Below are 904 nucleotides of genomic sequence, written 5' to 3'. Positions count from 1 at the left end.
TCCGAAATTCCCGTTAAATTACTGACCTTAGTTAAACTTTCTAGATACTCTTCTTTACAGTTTGAGTCGTGAACGATTCCGCCGCCGCCCCAGCAATGTAATTTATTTCCCGAATGCACAATGGTTCGAATAAGTATATTACTGTCAAAATTTCCATTTCCATTTAGATAAAAAATTGAACCGCAATAGGCGTCTCTGCCGGAGCCTTCTAACTCATTAATAATTTCCATTGACCTAATTTTAGGAGCTCCCGTAATAGACCCACCTGGAAAACAGGCAAAAAATGCATCTAATTCGGTAACATCCTTCCTAAGCCTCCCTTTTATATGGCTAATTAGGTGATGTACATTCTTGAAAGTTTCAAGTTCGAATAGCTTTTCCACCTTAACACTGCCTAATTCACAAACTTTGCTTAGGTCGTTACGAAGTAAATCAACAATCATTAAGTTTTCGGCTTGGTTTTTTGTGCTTTCTTGCAATTTTTGCGGGGCTTCAGCTTTATTTGTATTCTGAGCGGTGCCCTTTATTGGTTTTGTGTTTATTTCTTTATTCTTGATTCCAATAAATTGTTCAGGCGAGAAGCTTAATAACTGTTGATCGTCACTAAAAGAGATGAACGCTGAATAAGGCGTATCGACTTTTTCTCTGAGTTGGAAATACAAAGGGAGTGATGGGTCATCAAAATCTGCTTCAAAACGCTGAGTTAGATTTACTTGATAACAGTCTCCGGCAATTATGTAGCTTTGTATTTGCTCAAAAGCTTCTGAATAACGCTGATATGAAATGGTCTTCTGCCAGTTAGGCTTGTTAGTTTGCTGCTTATGTTTATATGTGGCGTTCTTTTCGTGGGTATCGGAAATAATATTTTCAATCTTGTCTCGCAAATCGAGAGGGCAGCGTGGTG

Annotated in this window: 1 protein-coding gene; it reads right to left on the bottom strand. The window is 38.3% G+C overall.

What is annotated here, in order from left to right; all coding sequences use genetic code 11:
* Window positions 1-904 (bottom strand): anthranilate synthase component I family protein (locus A3761_RS21020; RefSeq protein WP_197473159.1); only part of this gene is annotated, 904 nt, incomplete at both ends.

The sequence above is a fragment of the Oleiphilus sp. HI0123 genome (genome assembly GCF_001635315.1).
The sequence above is the reverse complement of the archived record's forward strand: the minus strand, read 5'-3'. Positions and strand labels throughout refer to the sequence as shown.